Below are 14,290 nucleotides of genomic sequence, written 5' to 3'. Positions count from 1 at the left end.
CGTCGACCGCGGACAAAAAACCGGGTCGCCGGGTGTCCGTGCCCGGCCCCTCGCCGCCCAACAGTTATTCGGGATATCGTGGTATCCCTCGCCATGCCCGCCGATCGACCGAACGTCCTGCTGATCACCTGCCACGATCTGGGTCGGTACCTCGGTTGTTACGGGGCTGACGTCGAAACGCCCCGGCTCGACGAGTTCGCCGAGCGCGGTGCCCTCTTCGAGAACCACTTCGTGACGGCCCCGCAGTGTTCGCCCAGCCGCGGCAGTTTCATGACCGGCCGGCATCCCCACGTCAACGGCCTGATGGGGCTGGCCCACGGCGACTGGGAACTCGACGACGGCGAACGGATCCTCCCGCACTACCTCGACGACCTCGGCTACGAGACCCACCTGTTCGGGCTCCAGCACATTACCCAGGACACCGACCGCCTCGAGTACGAGTACGTCCACTCGGAGGGGAACCTCTACCCGGGTGTCTCGCCGGATGTCCACCAGGCCAACCGGGCGCGAAACGTCGCCTCGGTGGTTTCCGGCTTCCTCGAGAAAGCCGCGTTCGACGCGCCCTTCTTCGCCGCCGTCGGCTTCTTCGAACTCCACCGCGTCGAGGAGGAGAACGGCCGGTTCGGCTTCGACAGCGACTACTACGAGACGGACGACCCCGACGGGGTTCGACCCCTGACCTATCTCCCCGATCGGCGCGGCGTCCGGCAGGACCTGGCGGAGATGCACGGCATGGTCCGGGCCGTCGACGACGCCGTCGGCTCGATCCTCGATGCGCTGGCCGAGACCGGTCTCGAGGAGGAGACCCTGGTCGTCTTCACGACGGAACACGGGATCGCCTTTCCGCGGGCGAAGGGCAGTTGCTACGATCCGGGGATCGAGGCGGCGCTGTTGCTCCGATATCCCGGCGTGGCGGACGACGGGACGCGGTACGACGAACTGGTGAGCAACGTCGACGTGTTACCGACGCTGCTCGAACTCGTCGCGTGGGACGGCGGTGACGGCGGTAACGACGGAGATGGAGACGGAGACGGGAACGGGGACGGGGACGGGGACGCGAAAAGGGACGGCACCGTCGTGGACGACCTCGAGCCCCCCGACGGGCTGAACGGACGAAGCTTCCTGTCGCTGCTGACCGACGACGAGTACGAGCCCCGCGAACGGGTGTTCGCCGGGATGACCTGGCACGACATGTACAACCCGGTCCGAGCGATCCGGACGGAGCAGTACAAGTACATTCGGAGCTTCTGGCACCTCCCGGAAGTGTACCTCACCAAGGACGTCTTCGCGAGCGAAGCCGGCCGGGCCGTCCGGGAGAGCGACGCCGTCCCGCCACGTCCGTACGAGGAACTGTACGACCTCGAGGAGAGCCCCCAGGAGGACGAGAACGTCGTCTTCGAACCCCGGTACCAGGACGTCCGCGAGGACCTCGCTCGCCAGCTCCACGAGTGGATGACGGCGACGGACGATCCGTTACTCGACGGGCCTGTCGTCCCCGGGGATTACGGGGCGATCACGACGTGGCCCCACGAGTCGTAGCCGACGCGAGTCGTAGCCGACGCGGTCAGACCATCGCGTCGTCGCGTACGTCCGGGTTCCGGCGCACGTAGTCGACCAGCCGGTCCGCGTAGGACTCGAAGGGAGGTACCTCGATCCCGCTGCCCGCGAGCGCCCGACGGGTCGCCGGGCAGGCGTACCGCGTCGGGTGGTCGAGGTAGTCGAGGGTCGCCGGCTCGAGGTCGACGCCGAACCGGGCCTCGAGGCGTTCGGTCACCGACCGTGCGAGTGACTTCGTCGTCGGCACGCCGACGGTGCGATGGCCGGCCGCGTCGGCGAGCACGTCCACGAACCGCGACACGGGAAGCGGCGCGGGGTCACACAGCTGATAGACCTCGCCGACGGACTCTTCGCGGTCGCTGAGAGAGGCGATGGCGTCGACGACGAAGTCGCGCGGGACGACGTTGAGTTCGGCCCCGTCCGCGCCCGGCGGCGCGAACGTCACCGAGAGCCACGACGGCTGGGCGAGCAACAACCGCAGCAAGTAGTACGGACCGTCGTATTTGTCGGTCTCGCCGGTCCGGCTGTCCCCGACGACGATCGCGGGGCGGTAGATCGTCGCGGGCAGTCCGTCGGCCATCCGTTCCTGCACCGCGACCTCGGCGCGGTACTTGGTCTCCTCGTAGTGGTTGTTGAACGACTGGCCCTCCCGCAGGTGGTCCTCGGTGAAGACGCCGTCGTAGCGACCGCTGACGTAGCAGGTGCTCACGTAGTGGAGGCGAGCGCCGCGTTCCTCGACGAACTCGAGGACGTGTTCGGTTCCCCTGACGTTGACCGCCTCCGCCAGGTCGCGGTCGACCCCGAGGTCGTAGACGGCTGCGAGGTGGTAGACCTCGCCGACGTCCGCGAGCGCCGCCGTGTCGTCCAGTCCCAGGTCCGGCTCGGTGATATCGCCCTCGAGGAGCGCGATCCCGGCGTCCCGCTCGAGCCCGTCGGCGATCTCCCGGGCCCGCCGGCGTGCGGTCTCGAGGTATCGGGGCTGGACCAGGCAGGCGACCGGCCCGTCCCCGCGGGCCAACAGGCGCTCGAGCAGGGCCGACCCCAGGAACCCGGGGAAGCCGGTGAGAAACACCTCGGCGTCGGCTGCATCGGTCCCGGTCACGGTCACGGCACCCACCTCGTCAGCCGCCGCCGGACCGCCGTCAGTCCGGACATGATCCGGGCGAACCAGCCGGGATCGATCCCCGGCGGCGCGTCGAGCGGGCCGATCCGCGAGGTCGCGATCGTTCGGGCATCGACGTAGCGGCGGAGACCTTCGGGGCCGTGTCGGCGGCCGAGCCCGGAGTCGCCGAACCCGCCCATCGGGGCGTCGACGGCCGCCCAGCCGACCGTGTACGGGTCGTTGACGCAGACGGTGCCGCAGTCGATCCGGCGGGCGACCGCCCGGCCGCGATCGCGGTCCCCCGTCCAGACGCTGGCATTGAGTCCGTACGACGTGTCGTTGGCCCGCTCGACCGCCTCGTCGACGTCCGCGACGGGGACGACCGAGACGACGGGGCCGAACGTCTCCTCGCAGGCGACCCGCGAGTCGGGGTCGACGTCGGTCAGGATCGTCGGTTCATAACAGAACGGCCCGACGTCGGGCCGAGCGCGGCCGCCCGAGAGCAGCGCAGCGCCGTCGTCGACCGCGCCCTCGACGTGTTCGCGGACCCGCTCGAGGTGGTCCCCGTCGATCAGCGAGCCGACGTCGGGGCCGTACTCGAACGCGAGCCCGACCGAGAGCGACCGGGTCGCCCCGACGAAGGCGTCGAGAAACTCGTCGTAGCGGCGTTCGTCGACGTAGATCCGTTCCGGAGCGAGACAGAGCTGGCCCGCGTTCGTGAACGCACCCTTGACCGCGCCGCGGGCGGCCGTCTCGACGTCGGCGTCCTCGAGGACGAGCATCGGGTTCTTTCCGCCGAGTTCGAGGGAACAGTCGATCAGGTTTCGGCCGGCCCGCTCGGCGACCGCTCGGCCCGTCTCCGTGCCGCCGGTGAACGCGACGTAGTCGACCCCGTCGATCAGGGCGGGCCCGGCCGTCGCCCCTTCACCGGTGACGATCCCGAACACCCCTTCCGGGAGTCCCGCCTTCTCGAGGAGGTCGGCGAGGGCGAGCGCGATCAACGGCGTCCGTTCGTCGGGTTTGCAGACGACGGCGTTGCCGGCCAGCAGGGCGGGGATCGCGTCGGTCATCGCAAGCGTCAGCGGATAGTTCCACGGGGAGATCACACCGACGACGCCGACCGGGTCGTACGTGACCGTCGCGTCGGCCGCGAGCGGAACCGCTCCCGAGCGCTCCTCGTCCGCGAGGACGGCTGGCCCGTTCTCGGCGTAGTAGGAACACGTCAGCGGCACGTCCAGTACCTCCTCGAGCGCGTGGTGGCGTGCCTTGCCGGTCTCGAGTTGGACCACGTCGAGCAGTTCCTCGCGGTACTCCCCGACGAGGTCCCCGAACCGCTCGAGGACGGCTGCCCGCTCCTCGATCGGCCTGTTCGCCCACGCCGCTCGCGCGGTCCGCGCTCGCTCGACCGCGACGGCGACGTCCGCGGGGTCGCAGGCCGGCACGGAGGCGATCGCCTCGTCGGCGACCGGCGTCCGAACCTCGATCTCCGACCGGTCGTCGCCCGTCTCGATACGCGCGGTCAGCCGGTCGAGCAGATCGGTCGTGATCCCCGTCCGCTCGAGGACCGTCGACTCCGTCGTCTGTGCCATAGCGTACACGTTCACTCGCGGCTACATGAAATTTCGGTCGGCCGGGCAGGCGGCTGTGGAACCCCCGACTCACACCGACGACGGCGCACCCCTGACGAGCGTCAGCGTTCGCGGCGAGCGGCGGGCGACCCGTTCGGCCACCGAACCCACGAGCAACCGCGCCGCGAGCGAGCGGCCGTGACTCCCCATGACGATCTGATCGAACTCGTCCGTCTCGGCGTAGTCGACGATCGCTGCCGCCGGCTTCTCGTCGGCCGTCGCCGTCTCGAGGGTCGCCCCGTACTCGTCGGCCAGGTCGGTCGCCGCCCCGAGGAGTTCGCCGGCGCGGTGTTCGTGAGCCGACAGGATCTTCTCGAGGTACGTCCCCTCGGCGCCCGCTCTCGAGCGATCGACGGGCAGCGACAGCGCGTGGAATGCGGTATGATGCGCTTCCGGAAACGTCGCGAGCGCGTACTCGAGGGCCGCCGTCGACTGCTCGGAGCCGTCGACCGGGACCAACACCTTGCCGGGGAACTGGCGCTCGCGGATCGCATCGGTCGACTCCGGAACGACCGTCGTCGTGACCGGTGCGCGTCGGACCACGGCCTCGCTGACGCGTCCGAGGAACGGTTGGTCGATCGGCGACGTCCCGTGACTGCCGAGGACGACGTGATCGACGCCGCGGTCGTCATCGTCGCCGGCCGCGACCGAGAGGATCTCGGCGTGCGGTCGCCCCTCCCGTTGCTCCGTCCGGAACTCGCCGTCGTGTTCGGACTCGTCCGCGCGGTCGGCCGCGCGCTCGAGGACCCCCCTGTCCTCCCGATCATCGGGGGGTTCGGCCGGCGGTGAATCACCGATGCCCGTCCCGGGGTCGTGACGCGGGTCGTCGACGTGGAGAGCGGTGATCGATGCGTCCGGAAACGAGGCGAGCGCGTACTCGAGGGCGGCGAATCCCCGATCCGAGCCGTCGACGGGCACGAGAACGTGGTATGACATAGTGGATGCTCTCGGGGAACGTTCCGAGGTTCGTCGTCAACCGGAATAAAGGTGCGCGGCGGACGGGGAGCGGCCCCTGCCAGTTCTCGAGAGTTGGACGGTTCGGGAAGACGGGTTATCGGCCGATATATCAAATTCACAGATATAACTGGTTTTGATGAGGAAGTACCACTGAAGTGGGGTCAACAAACGGCTCGGGTTACTGCACGGTGAAACAGACCTCAACTATATATTTCACCAGAATGATCAAAATTGTCGATTTAATTACACCTGATCGAAGTAAGCGCCGTGTGGCCACCGGACCTCCGCGACGTTCCGGCCGATTTCGATCGTCGTCCCGCAGGCGGGCCGGACTGAACAGTCGGAACGTCGCTACCGCCCGACGGCACAATTGAGGGCTCCGATCGTCGGCGAGGCCAGCCCTATAACACAATTGAAAACTGAAGTAAGGTTTCTCACTGTACGACCGACGGGTTACTCTCCAGGCGAGTAGTGCCGAAACCATCCGCGAAACAGTTCCTATCTATCATCAAGAATTGTTGCCGTCGGAGGACGTTCCGAATGCGGCGATTGTAAACTCCACCAAGGATTTTTTACATCCCCGTGACCATGGGTGTGTTATGCACCTGCACAACAGGGACGTCCGCCAGGACGTCCGCGAACTCGGCGCGTTGCTCGGAGACGTTCTCGAGGAGCAAACGTCCCGGAACGCGTTCGAGACCGTCGAGTCCTGCCGGCGAAACGCCATCGCCTATCGGTCGGGCGACCTCGAGTCCCGGGAGCCGTTGATCGCGGAACTCGAGGGACTGTCCCCCCACCAGCAACGGATCGTCTCTCGAGCGTTCACGACGTACTTCGAACTGATCAACCTCGCGGAGGAACGCGAACGCGTCCGCTCGATCCGAACCGATTCCCAGGAGGAAACGCTCGAGGACAGCCTCGAGACCGCTGCCGAGGAGCTGGGAGAGGTAGACCTCGAGACCGCCCGGCAGGTGCTCGACGACGTGCTCATCGAGCCGACGTTCACCGCCCACCCGACGGAGGCACGGCGCAAGACCGTCAAATCGAAGCTCCGGACCATCTCGACGTACCTCGAGACCGTCGACGAGCGGCTGCTGACCGACAAGGAGAAACGGCAGGTCTGGCGCGACGTCGACGCCGAGGTGACGAGCCTCTGGCAGACCCCGCAGGTCCGCAACCGTCAGCCCGAACCCGAAGACGAGGCCCGGAACGTCCAGTGGTACCTCGAGAACACGCTGTTCGACGTCGTCGGCGAAGTGTACGACGAACTGGCCGACGCGATCGACGAGGAGATCGAGGGCGACCTCGAGGTGCCGAAGCTCTTCGAGTTCCGCTCGTGGGCCGGCAGCGACCGCGACGGCAATCCCTACGTCACGCCCGAGGTGACCGCGGCCACGCTCGAGCGCCAGCGTGCGGTCATCCTCGAGAAGTACCGTGATCAGCTCAAGCGTCTCTCCGGGGTACTCAGCCAGGACGGCAGCCGGATCACCGCGGGCTCGGCGTTCGAGGCCTCGCTCGAGGACGACCGCGAGCGGCTCCCCGGAACCGCCCGCGAGGCCGAGGGGCGGTACCCGGACGAACCCTACCGCCAGAAGCTCAAGCTCATGCGCGAACGGCTCGACCGGGTCGGCGACGTCCGGCCCGGCGGCTACGACGACGCCGACGAACTCCGGGAGGACCTCGAACTCATCGCCGAGAGCCTGCGGGACAACGGCGGCGAGAGCGTCGTCGATGCCCACGTCGATCCGATCCGTCGGCGCGTCGCAACCTTCGGCTTCTCGCTGGCGAGTCTCGACCTGCGTGACCACCAGGCGAAACACACCGAAGCCATCGCCGAAGCCCTCGAAACCGAGGGAATCGACTACCGTGCGCTCTCGGAGGACGAGCGCGTGGAGTTGCTGACCGACGCGGTTCTGCAGGACGAGTCGGTGATCGATCTCGGCGAACTCCAGGACGCGGACCTCTCGGAAGACTCGGCGCGGGTCCTGCGCCTGTTCGACGAACTCGGCGACTGGCAGACCGAGTACGGCATCGAGGCCATCGATACCTACGCCATCTCGATGACCGAGGAGCCAAGCCACGTCCTCGAGGTGCTGTTCCTCGCCGATCAGGCCGGCGTCGTCTCCCTGCCGGAACACTGCGGGATCGACATCGTGCCGCTGCTCGAGACCGAGTACGCCCTCTCGGGCGCGCGCCGGATCATGGGCACGCTGTTCGAGAACGAGGCCTACGCGAAGGCGCTCGAGGCCCGCGGCCGGACCCAGGAGATCATGCTGGGGTACTCGGACTCGAACAAGGAGAACGGCTTCCTCGCCGCGAACTGGTCGCTGTACAAGAACCAGCGGCGACTCGGCGAGATCTGTGACGACCACGACGTCACGATGCGGCTGTTCCACGGCCGTGGCGGCTCGATCTCGCGTGGCGGCGGCCCGATGAACGAGGCCCTGCTCGCCCTGCCGAACAGCACCGTCACGGGCCAGGTCAAGTTCACCGAACAGGGGGAGGCCATCGCGGAGAAGTACGCCAATCCCCGGATCGCCGAGCGAAACATCGAGCAGATGCTGAACGCCCAGCTCCGGGCCCGCAAGCGGGCGATCGAGCAACCCGAGGAGGAAGTCGCCGAGGAGTGGACCGAGGCGATGGAGACCATGGCCGACGCCGCCCGACAGGAGTACCGCGACCTGCTCGAGAGCGACGGCTTCGTCCAGTACTTCGAGCAGGCGACGCCGATCACGGTCATCGAGGACCTCAACCTGGGATCGCGGCCGGCGTCCCGCAGCGGCGAGCGCACGGTCGAGGACCTTCGGGCGATTCCGTGGGTGTTCTCCTGGACCCAGTCGCGGTGTATCCTGCCGGGCTGGTACGCCATCGCGGCCGGGATCGACGCCTACCTCGAGGACGGCGGCTCGACCGAGACGCTCCAGGAGATGTACGACGAGTGGGCGTTCTTCCGGACCACCCTCGATAACGCGGCGCTGTCGCTGTCCCGGACCGAACTCGAGATCGCCGAGCAGTACGCCGACCTGGCCGACGACGACCTGCGGGAGCGGTTCTTCCCCCGCGTGAGCGAGGAGTACGAGCGGGCCGCGGACCTGATCAAGACGATCGGCCGCCGGGATCGATTACACACTCGCGACTGGCTCGGCGAGAACCTCGAGCGGCGAAACCCGTACGTCGATCCGCTGAACCTGCTGCAGGTGTACCTGCTCGACCAGACCCACCGGACCGACGTCGAGGAGCGGACGCTGCGGCTGACGGTCAAGGGTATCGCGGCCGGGATGAAGAATACGGGGTAGTGATACCGGGAGTCGTCCGGGAACCGGCGTCCCGTTCACCGACTACCACGCGTTCGGCTCGAGTGTAACGACGGCGCACCGATCCGCCGTCGAACTCGAGCCCCGGATCGGTACTAGAGGTCCTTTTCAGTCGTCGTCATCCGCGAGAGTCGACCGTTCGGGGTGAGTGCCGGCGGCGATCGCCTGGTCGCGGAGGTCCTCCTCGATCTCCTCGAGCGAGCGCCCCTTCGTTTCGGGGACGAGCGTGTAGCTGAACGCGAGGGCGGCCAGGCAGAGCCCGCCGAAGAGCCAGAACGTCCACGCTTGGCCGATTGCGTCGACCAGACCGAGGAAGCTGAGCGAGACGAGCAGGTTCGCCGCCCAGTTGACGACGGTGGCCGCACCCATCGCCGTCCCGCGGATCTGGGTCGGGTAGATCTCGGAGATGAGTAGCCAGAACACCGGGCCGAGACCGATCGCGAAGAACGCGACGTACAGCATCAGGCCGACCGTCGCGATCCAGCCGACGACGCCCGACAGGCCCGGCAGGAAGAACGCCAGTCCGAGCACGCCCAGCATTACGGTCATCCCCACGAGGCCGGTGAGCAACAGCGGACGACGCCCGGTGCGGTCGATCAGGAGGACCGCGACGACGGTCATCACGACGTTGACGACGCCGATGCCGACGGTCGCCAGGATCGACGCGGTATCCGCGAACCCGGTCGACTCGAGGATCACCGGGGCGTAGTACATGACGACGTTGATCCCGGTGACCTGCTGGAAGGCCGCGAGCCCGATACCGACGACGAGCATCGGGCGTACCCACGGCTGCAACAGATCGCCGAGCGAACTGGATTCGGTTTCGATCGTCTCCCTGATTTCGCGGAGTTCCTCGGCGACACGGCTCTCGGAGCGCGTCCGCGAGAGCACGTTTCGGGCGTCTCCTTCACGGCCCCGTTCGTAGAGCCAGCGCGGGCTCTCCGGCATGAACAGCATGCCGGCGAAGAGAACGACCGCGGGGGCCATTCCGACGCCGAGCATCCAGCGCCACGCGCCGCCGCTCGAGAACGCGTAGTTGACGAGGTAGGCGACGAGGATGCCGCTCGTGATCGCCAACTGGTTCAGCGAGACCAGCGATCCCCGGATCGTCGGCGGAGCGATCTCGGAGATATACAGCGGGCCGACGACCGCCGCGAAACCGATCCCGATGCCGTTGACGAATCGGGCGAGGATCAGCACTTCGACGTTCGGCGCGATCGCCATGGCGAGCGAGCCGACGAAGAAGATTACGGCTCCCACGAGGATGAGCCGTCGCCGGCCGAGGCGGTCTGCCAGCCGTCCCCCGCACGCCGAACCGACGATCGCACCCCCCATCGCACCGCTGACGATGAGCCCTTCCACGAGGGAGGAACTCACCGGGTAGCCAAGCAGCGCGGTTAGTTCGAAACTCGATTTGATATACAACATGGCACCGGCGATGACGCCGGTGTCGAACCCGAACAGGAGCCCGTTGAGCGCCGCCAGCGCGGCGACGACGTAGACGAACGAGTTCCGTTCGGTGTTCCCGGAGCGGGTTGGGATCATTGGCATAGTCCAACGCTGAAGAATTATTTCTTACAATAGTAAACAAACCCATCGATTTATCGAGACAAACATCAATTATCACCATGTTCGTCCAGCAATAATACACATCACTTGAGAAATGTGATGGGATGGCGTAGCACCGACGACGTCCCCGGACCGGCTCCACGGGTACGCTCGAGTCCTGGCTCGACTACAACCGGTTACTCGATCGTCGGGACCGGCACCGACTCGAGGACGCCCTCCACGACCCGGGTTTTGTCGACGTCGTTGACGGTCGCGTCAGGTGTCAACACCAGCCGGTGGGCAAGAACCGGCTTCGCGACGCGTTTGATGTCGTCCGGCGTGACGTACTCGCGGCCGCGGATCGTCGCGTAAGCCCGAGCGGCCTCGAACAGCCGCTGGGTCCCCCGCGGGGAAACGCCGACCTCGACCCGGCCGTCCGTCCGCGTCTCGCGGGCCAGTGCGGCCACGTACTCGAGCAGGTCGTCGTCGACGCGGATCGTCTCCGGCACCGACCGGAGGTGGTCGACCTGATCGGGCTCGAGTACGGATTCGACCGAGGGACTCGTCGTCTCGCGGCCGGCCCGCCGGCGCAGGAGATCGATCTCGCCGTCCTCGTCGGGGTACCCCATCGCGGTTTTGACGAGGAAGCGGTCGACCTGGGCTTCGGGAAGCGGGAACGTTCCCTCCTGTTCGACCGGGTTCTGCGTCGCGATGACGAAGAACGGGTCCGGTAGCTGGCGGGTCTCGCCGTCGACCGTGACCTGCCCCTCCTCCATCGCCTCGAGCAGAGCGGCCTGCGTTTTCGGTGGTGCGCGGTTGATCTCGTCGGCGAGCACGATGTTGGCGAAGATCGGCCCCTCGTTGAACTCGAAGGTCCGCTCGCGCTCGTTGAACACGTGCGTGCCGGTGACGTCCGCGGGGAGGAGGTCGGGCGTGAACTGGATGCGGGAAAACGAGAGGCCGAGCGCGTCGGCGACGCTGCGGGCAGTCAGCGTCTTGCCGGTACCGGGTACGTCCTCGACGAGGACGTGTCCGCGCGCGACGACGCCGACGAGGATCTCTTCGAGGAACGACCGGTCACAGATGACGGCGTCGCCGACCGTCTCGAGGACGGCCTCGCACTCGCTGCTGGCCTGGGTGACGTCCATGGACACGGCGTCGGGGCCTTTCGTCAAATCGTTTACGCTCGTCCGGACCGTGCCGGAGACTTCGCGACCGGGGTTCGGGACGGGAATCGGGAACCCGTCACAGGCGGCGGGAAAAATCGAAACCGGTAAAAACGTCACGCGGGTAGATAGGGGTGAGCCGAGATAGCCTAGCCCGGCCAAGGCGGCAGATTCGAAATCTGCTGTCCTCACGGACTCGGGAGTTCAAATCTCCCTCTCGGCGCTTCTGTGGCGACCAACGACGACGAGAGACGCGTAGCGGCGCGAGTCATCCGGTCGCCACGAACGACTACGGGAGATCTGGCTCTGTTGAAACCCTCAGTAGCTGATAGGAACGGCGTGCTGAATAGAGAGTATAGATTCAGCACCAGTTTCCGCGCGAGCGAAGCGAGCGCGGTTCTCGGGCGGCGAGGCCGAAGGCCGAGCAGCCCGCCTTTTTCATCGAAGTTTTTGCGCGAGTGGTTCGCCTCCGGCGAACCCGACGCGGAAAAAGTTCGCGCCCTGTATTCAGCAAAGGCAGAACATTCTGTTCAGGTTCTGTCGGGATATGCATGCTGAATAGTCGTTTCTGGTGCTTCGCATATCGGTCTAAGCGTACACTCGTGATCGACATCAACCGGTGTCACTCTCTATTAGTATGTCCTCGAAAAGAGACATTCTACCGAGGGTGACGCTCGGCCGGGGGACACAGCGGATTACGCCCTTTTTGCGAGTGCATGCTGAACGCCACCCAAAGCATCGTCCGAGGTACTCGGCCATCCGAACGGAGGATCTGGCGGTTCCGCTTCGGACGTCTGCGCCTCGACGAATCCGACTTGGACGAAGACGTCTTGCCCCAGCTGCCCGGTCAGGAGGTCGTCGAGTTGCTGAGCGAGGTCAGGTGGTGCCTCGCGGTCACGCGGAATTCCGATTAGGACGTTGACTTCCGGTTGGTTCCCGAGTAGCAAGTCGGCAGGTTCGTAGTCGACAGTCACGCTGACGAGTTCGACATCATCGATGTCCGCTTGGTCGAACTGCCGCTGAATTTCGTCTTGCGCCTGGGCCTCGACGGACTGCGTCTGAAACGTGGTCCAGGTGACGGCACCGAGGACAATCGAGAGGACAGCAATCCCGACGACGATGATTGTGATGCGGGAGAACACTGACGCTCGAACATTCTGGAACTGTCCCGTTTCGATCGGTTTGAAGCCTGCTACATAGAAGAGAACGAGCGCTGAGAGATTGATGGCGAGTAGGTTCACGAGGACTAGCACCCCAGCCGCGATTGCCACGCCGGGGAGTCCGAACGCGATTCCTAGGCCGGAGGTGGCCGCGGGTGGAATGAGCGCTACCGCGATGGCCACACCCACGAGTGTCGAACCGGCTCCCCGCATGACACTAATCGCCCCCGCAAGACCCGAGCCGAGGGCGAGAAAGAGCGACAGAAAGTTCGGGTTCGTCCGTTCTGCGACCTGCGGGATCGTCAGAATCTCGAGATTCGGGGGAACGAGGATCGTCTGTTGGAGCAACCAACCCATAATCGCGCCGACCGCTATGGCTGCGACGAGCCCCGTCACCTGAAGAGTGACACCGCGAGAGGCCATGTGCTGGTCGTCGAGAATCGCCCCGACGCTCGCAGAGATGGCGGGGCCCATGAGTGGAGCGATCACCATCGCACCGATAATGGTGGCAGCGGAGTCGAGTAACAGTCCTGCAGTAGCGATGATCGTACTCAGGATGAGGAACGTGAAGAACGTCGAGTTCGCCGGCGCGAGATCCTCTGCTCGTGCGTACAACTCCTCACACGAGATACGGAGCCCCGGAAACCGTTCGATCAACGCGGATAGCCGTTGTGAGACGACGGTCTCCGGCGCTATAACGATCGTGTAGGCGTCTTCCTGAACTCCCGTCTCCGTCAGTCGCTCCAGCATCGGCTCGACGCCGCTCGGGGGAACGGGAAACTGAACCATCGCCTCGAAATCGCCCCGTCCAACTTCCTCGAAGACTGCGTAATCGATCCCCTCTTCATCGAGAGCTTCGAGAACCCCTTCTTGTTTCCCCTCTGGAATTAACACCTGAACGAGACGCATACGACGGATAAGGTGTGTAAGATAATAAACATCTGTTTCGATAACGGGGACGTTCAGGATGGTGAACGCGTCGAGGTGACGGTGAGAAGTGTTCTAGTCTTTGGAATTGTCGGTTTCCGGTACGCATCGTGAGTTCGCGCACCCCTATCCGAAGAGGTTCTGAAGAGTCAGGACGATGAAGAGTGCGATCACCGCTTCAGAGATGATCCACGAATTGTCGTTCATCCAGTCACGGATCTCCGGGAGCACGGTTTCTGCTCGCTCGCCCAGCACGAACACGCCGAGCAACGGAAGCGCCAGAATGAACAGCGTGAGCAGGACGAACCCAGCCGCGTCCGTAACTGGTGCACCGTTGGCCGCGAGGTAGGTTCCGACGCTAATTGAGGTGATGATGTTAGTCGGGAAAAAACCCAACAGGAGGAACCCGAGTCGAAACGAGAACTGCGGTTCCGCGCTGGTCAACTCACCCATCCACTCCGGGGGCTCGGACACTGTTCGTTTTCGGTAGGTTTCTACCGCTGCATAGAGGAGGAGAACGAGAACGACGACGTAGAGGAGTTGTCGTGCACTCGCACCCAACAGGCCGCCGCCACTCCCACCGACACTATTCCCCAAGAGGTACGCGACGACGACGACGAGGCTGATAGAGAGGGTCGAACCGAAGACGTAGGCCGTAGAGTTCGCCCGCCACCGTTCGCTCGTGGAAAGGAAGATCGACGAGATGATCTGTGGACCCGAGATCATCACGATGGCCAGAGGGAGAACTTCTACGAAGCTCATCGTTCGTACTCGCCGTGGTTCGATCCATCCAGCCGATCGAAACCTCCGTTTCGGTATACGATATACGGCATTATCATTGGTCTTTAGCTAAGCCTCAGCGGTCGGTTGGATGGTGGTAGCGAGCTGTTCTTGAAGGATCGGTCGTTGCTTGTGGATCTTCTGAGCGTCT

Annotated in this window: 9 protein-coding genes and 1 tRNA gene; 3 read left to right on the top strand and 7 right to left on the bottom strand. The window is 65.3% G+C overall.

Annotated features, from left to right (window positions below):
- Nucleotides 1–93: 93 nt before the first annotated feature.
- Nucleotides 94–1,539: a sulfatase family protein gene (locus BM113_RS18685; RefSeq protein WP_089789530.1), complete on the top strand. Its 1,446-nt coding sequence runs from the start codon at nucleotides 94–96 to the stop codon at nucleotides 1,537–1,539.
- Between the two features lie 25 nt (nucleotides 1,540–1,564).
- On the opposite strand, the gene BM113_RS18680 is transcribed toward BM113_RS18685, so the two are convergent.
- The 3 genes from BM113_RS18680 to BM113_RS18670 form a co-directional block, all read right to left on the bottom strand.
- Nucleotides 1,565–2,659 carry an SDR family oxidoreductase gene (locus tag BM113_RS18680; RefSeq protein WP_089789614.1) on the bottom strand — a complete coding sequence of 365 codons (1,095 nt, stop codon included), beginning with the start codon at nucleotides 2,657–2,659 and terminating at the stop codon, nucleotides 1,565–1,567.
- A 2-nt stretch (nucleotides 2,660–2,661) separates the two neighbouring features.
- Nucleotides 2,662–4,248 carry a succinic semialdehyde dehydrogenase gene (locus BM113_RS18675; protein WP_089789529.1) on the bottom strand — a complete coding sequence of 529 codons (1,587 nt, stop codon included), beginning with the start codon at nucleotides 4,246–4,248 and terminating at the stop codon, nucleotides 2,662–2,664.
- 69 nt (nucleotides 4,249–4,317) lie between these two features.
- Nucleotides 4,318–5,223 (bottom strand): universal stress protein, encoded by a 906-nt coding sequence (locus BM113_RS18670; RefSeq protein ID WP_089789528.1) that lies wholly within the window; start codon nucleotides 5,221–5,223, stop codon nucleotides 4,318–4,320.
- A gap of 620 nt (nucleotides 5,224–5,843) precedes the next feature.
- On the opposite strand from BM113_RS18670, the gene ppc reads away from it, so the two are divergent.
- Nucleotides 5,844–8,540: a phosphoenolpyruvate carboxylase gene (gene ppc / locus BM113_RS18665; protein WP_089789527.1), complete on the top strand. Its 2,697-nt coding sequence runs from the start codon at nucleotides 5,844–5,846 to the stop codon at nucleotides 8,538–8,540.
- Between the two features lie 126 nt (nucleotides 8,541–8,666).
- Here the strand turns inward: ppc and BM113_RS18660 are convergent, their stop codons facing one another.
- Together BM113_RS18660 and BM113_RS18655 are read right to left on the bottom strand one after the other, a co-directional pair.
- Entirely contained in the window at nucleotides 8,667–10,109 is a 1,443-nt protein-coding gene (locus BM113_RS18660; protein ID WP_089789526.1) for a sugar porter family MFS transporter, read from the bottom strand.
- 194 nt (nucleotides 10,110–10,303) lie between these two features.
- Nucleotides 10,304–11,254: an AAA family ATPase gene (locus BM113_RS18655; RefSeq protein WP_089789525.1), complete on the bottom strand. Its 951-nt coding sequence runs from the start codon at nucleotides 11,252–11,254 to the stop codon at nucleotides 10,304–10,306.
- A 156-nt stretch (nucleotides 11,255–11,410) separates the two neighbouring features.
- Between BM113_RS18655 and BM113_RS18650 the strand changes: the two genes are divergently transcribed.
- Nucleotides 11,411–11,495 (top strand) — tRNA-Ser (locus tag BM113_RS18650).
- A gap of 472 nt (nucleotides 11,496–11,967) precedes the next feature.
- On the opposite strand, the gene BM113_RS18645 is transcribed toward BM113_RS18650, so the two are convergent.
- On the bottom strand, nucleotides 11,968–13,341 hold the full coding sequence (locus tag BM113_RS18645) for a TIGR00341 family protein (RefSeq protein ID WP_089789524.1): 1,374 nt from the start codon (nucleotides 13,339–13,341) through the stop codon (nucleotides 11,968–11,970).
- Nucleotides 13,342–13,485: 144 nt separating this feature from the next.
- Complete coding sequence (locus BM113_RS18640) at nucleotides 13,486–14,121, bottom strand: GAP family protein (RefSeq protein WP_089789523.1); 636 nt, start codon at nucleotides 14,119–14,121, stop codon at nucleotides 13,486–13,488.
- Nucleotides 14,122–14,290: the final 169 nt, after the last annotated feature.

The organism is Natronobacterium haloterrestre (assembly GCF_900112205.1).
Taxonomy (GTDB): Archaea; Halobacteriota; Halobacteria; order Halobacteriales; family Natrialbaceae; genus Natronobacterium; species Natronobacterium haloterrestre.
The sequence above is the reverse complement of the archived record's forward strand: the minus strand, read 5'-3'. Positions and strand labels throughout refer to the sequence as shown.

Bases quoted from the DNA above. Each gene is read 5' to 3' on its own strand.
- BM113_RS18640 (WP_089789523.1), bottom strand. From the start codon at position 14,121: ATGAGCTTCGTAGAAGTTCTCCCTCTGGCCATCGTGATGATCTCGGGT.
- BM113_RS18655 (WP_089789525.1), bottom strand. From the start codon at position 11,254: ATGGACGTCACCCAGGCCAGCAGCGAGTGCGAGGCCGTCCTCGAGACG.
- ppc (WP_089789527.1), top strand. From the start codon at position 5,844: ATGCACCTGCACAACAGGGACGTCCGCCAGGACGTCCGCGAACTCGGC.
- BM113_RS18645 (WP_089789524.1), bottom strand. From the start codon at position 13,341: ATGCGTCTCGTTCAGGTGTTAATTCCAGAGGGGAAACAAGAAGGGGTT.
- BM113_RS18685 (WP_089789530.1), top strand. From the start codon at position 94: ATGCCCGCCGATCGACCGAACGTCCTGCTGATCACCTGCCACGATCTG.
- BM113_RS18670 (WP_089789528.1), bottom strand. From the start codon at position 5,223: ATGTCATACCACGTTCTCGTGCCCGTCGACGGCTCGGATCGGGGATTC.
- BM113_RS18660 (WP_089789526.1), bottom strand. From the start codon at position 10,109: ATGCCAATGATCCCAACCCGCTCCGGGAACACCGAACGGAACTCGTTC.
- BM113_RS18675 (WP_089789529.1), bottom strand. From the start codon at position 4,248: ATGGCACAGACGACGGAGTCGACGGTCCTCGAGCGGACGGGGATCACG.